Genomic DNA, 2,705 nt, shown 5'->3' on the forward strand with positions numbered 1-2,705 from the left:
ATCATAAGAACAAGCATCATAGGAATTGTCGTCAACCTGATTCTGGTTGCCTTCAAGGCCACAATCGGAATACTTGTAAATTCAATTGCAATTACTTTGGATGCTGTAAATAACCTGACAGATGCGCTCTCCTCAATCATTACAATTGTAGGTACAAAGCTGTCCAAAAGGGACCCCGATGAGGACCATCCGTACGGATACGGAAGAATCGAATATTTCACATCAATCATTATTGCGGCCATTGTTTTATGGGCAGGAATAACCGCATTTACAGAGTCCTGGCCAAAAATATTCAATCCTGACGTAACAAGCTATACAACAGTTTCACTCATCATCATTGCCGTTGCCGTTGTCGTCAAGTTCGTCCTTGGAAAATATGTTAAAAACGTTGGAGAAAACATAAACTCACAGGCTCTTGTCGCATCCGGAAGCGATGCATTCTTTGACGGAATACTTTCATTTGCAACACTGGTTGCAGCTCTCATTTCAATATTCTACCACATATCCCTTGAAGGTATTTTGGGAGTTATCATTTCACTTGTAATCATATGGGCAAGTATAGAAATGATCAGGGATACCGTCGACAGCATGCTCGGTGACAGAATCGATTCAAAACTATCACATGACATAAAACAGTCAATCTGTGAGTTTCCGGAAGTCTACGGTGCATATGATTTGATAGTTCACAACTACGGTCCTGAAGACATGCAGGGATCCGTCCATATTGAAGTGGACGACAGCATGACTGCAGTAGATATTCAAAAGCTCTCCCGTAAGATACTCTACCAGATATATTACAAGCACAATGTTGCCCTTACCGGAATCGGCATATATGCAAGAAATGAAAAATATAATGACATCAGAAGCGACCTTGAATCAATTATCGGCAAATACCCTGAAATTAAGGAAATGCATGCATTCAGCGTTTATGAAGAGGACAATCTGATTACTTTTGATTTGATTGTTGATTTCAGTGCGGACCGTAAGGAAATCAAAGAAAAGATTCTTGATGAAATAAAATCAAAACACCCTCAATTCAATTATGCGATAATTGATGACTTTGATTATAGTGATTAATATATATTAGATTGAACAAAAGTATAGATTAGGTGAAATATTATGATGGATAAAAAGAATATAATATTAGTCGCTATTGTAATATTAGTAATCGCCCTTGCGGCAGTTGGAGCATACATCTACACAACTGACAGTTCCAAATTAGCCAATGTCACCGATAATTCTACAAATAAGACTGTTATTGATGTCGATAAGGTCAACAACACTACTGTAGTCGGAGACAATTCAACAAGACTAAATGATACTGCTAATGTTACTAACAACACCACCTATAAGGTTTACAACCCTCAAAGTGATTCATATGTAACAGTCATCGGTGAAAAATTCGATGAAGACGTCAACAGATGGTACACATATGATACAGATGGTGTAAGATACTATAACACAAGAATTAATTAAGTTTAATTCTTCTTTTTTTCTTTTTTTAGTCAATGAATACTGAATTTATTAGATTGTCCCTGTATGTGGTATCGTCCTTCAGGCTTTCTATGTGATGGATTACATTTAACTTCAAGTCCTCAAGCTTTATTCTGGTGTCTATATCGTTGAAGTCCACTTCAAAGAAAAACAGGTATTTGACTTCCATGTCCTGATTGTAGACTACCCAGCTGGGACCGTTGATGTCCAGAAATCTGATGGACCATTTTGACATGAGGTAGTTTATTTTTGATGATGTTTCTTCCACGTCAAAATCATCGCTTAAAAATACTTCTCTCATTGGTAAAAGTCCTCTGGCTCCAAATTAGGTATCGGCAGCTGAATCTCTTCACGGTTGAATATGCCGAGCATTGTTATTTCGCTTTTTCTAACTGAAATCGCCTGAGAGATATTTTCATCTTCGATTGAAATCATGGAAACGTTAACCCATTCCTCATCCTCAGCCAGATAAAGGCATGGTTCAAAAAGCTGGTATTTTGTTATGATGGTCATAAGCAATTCGTTGATTTCAACATTTCTTCCTGTGTGCTGGCGGTTCAGCTCTAAAATTCTATCCTTGACGTTCATATTAATCATTATCTATTAGGTTTTTAATAACTGTTTTGACTCCACATCTCATTAATCTCACAGAGCTTTTCAATGTTTTCTGATGCAGTTGAAAAACCGTCGAGCAGTATAAATTGGACGGCTCTGAAAAACCCTTCATATGTAAGCAGTGTGCAGTTTTCAAGCTTCAACTGGGAGTAATCGGGATTGTCCAAAATATCTTGTCTGAATTGACGTTTGATTTCTCCAAGCAAATCATCATCAATAAATGACTCTATGATGCCCTTTACTACATTTGCAAATGTGTTTCCAATCGTCTTAAGCATTTCAATTTCATCAGCCGAACGGTCTATTGATTTTTGAATGTTTAAAAATGAGGAGTAATCCTGATATCCGAAGAGTGTGAAACGTCCTTCAACAGTATGGGCTGCATATTCATCAATCAGGCAATTTTCACTGGAGTATGAAAGTATGAAAGTTATGATTGATTCCATTTCCATGGATTTGGTGCAGTCAAGGAGTTTGCACAGTATTTGCGTGAGGATTTCTTTAATTAAAAAGTGTGTGAGCTCATGAAACATTGTGGTAATCTGGAGTGAATCAAGCTGCCTGTCATCTACAAAAATCCTGTTGAAGCTGTAATA

General features: G+C 37.3%; 4 protein-coding genes and 1 pseudogene. 2 read left to right on the plus strand and 3 right to left on the minus strand.

The genetic code is table 11. From position 1 onward, the window contains the following. A partial coding sequence (locus ACJMLH_RS02305; protein WP_405274332.1) for a cation diffusion facilitator family transporter occupies nt 1-1,077 on the plus strand: 1,077 nt, incomplete at its 5' end. Between the two features lie 42 nt (nt 1,078-1,119). Beyond that, complete coding sequence (locus ACJMLH_RS02310) at nt 1,120-1,476, plus strand: hypothetical protein (RefSeq protein ID WP_405274334.1); 357 nt, start codon at nt 1,120-1,122, stop codon at nt 1,474-1,476. Nucleotides 1,477-1,501: 25 nt separating this feature from the next. Here the strand turns inward: ACJMLH_RS02310 and ACJMLH_RS02315 are convergent, their stop codons facing one another. The 3 genes and pseudogenes from ACJMLH_RS02315 to ACJMLH_RS02325 form a co-directional block, all read right to left on the minus strand. Then, the gene (locus tag ACJMLH_RS02315) at nt 1,502-1,795 is read right to left on the minus strand and encodes a hypothetical protein (protein WP_405274336.1); all 294 of its coding nucleotides are present in this window, start codon (nt 1,793-1,795) and stop codon (nt 1,502-1,504) included. Continuing rightward, nucleotides 1,792-2,082 carry a hypothetical protein gene (locus tag ACJMLH_RS02320; protein WP_405274338.1) on the minus strand — a complete coding sequence of 97 codons (291 nt, stop codon included), beginning with the start codon at nt 2,080-2,082 and terminating at the stop codon, nt 1,792-1,794. The genes ACJMLH_RS02315 and ACJMLH_RS02320 overlap by 4 nt, the downstream gene beginning before the upstream one ends. Before the next feature lie 23 nt (nt 2,083-2,105). Continuing rightward, nucleotides 2,106-2,705, minus strand: a pseudogene (locus ACJMLH_RS02325) (hypothetical protein); the annotation flags it as partial.

The organism is Methanobrevibacter sp. (assembly GCF_045116495.1).
GTDB lineage: Archaea > Methanobacteriota > Methanobacteria > Methanobacteriales > Methanobacteriaceae > Methanocatella.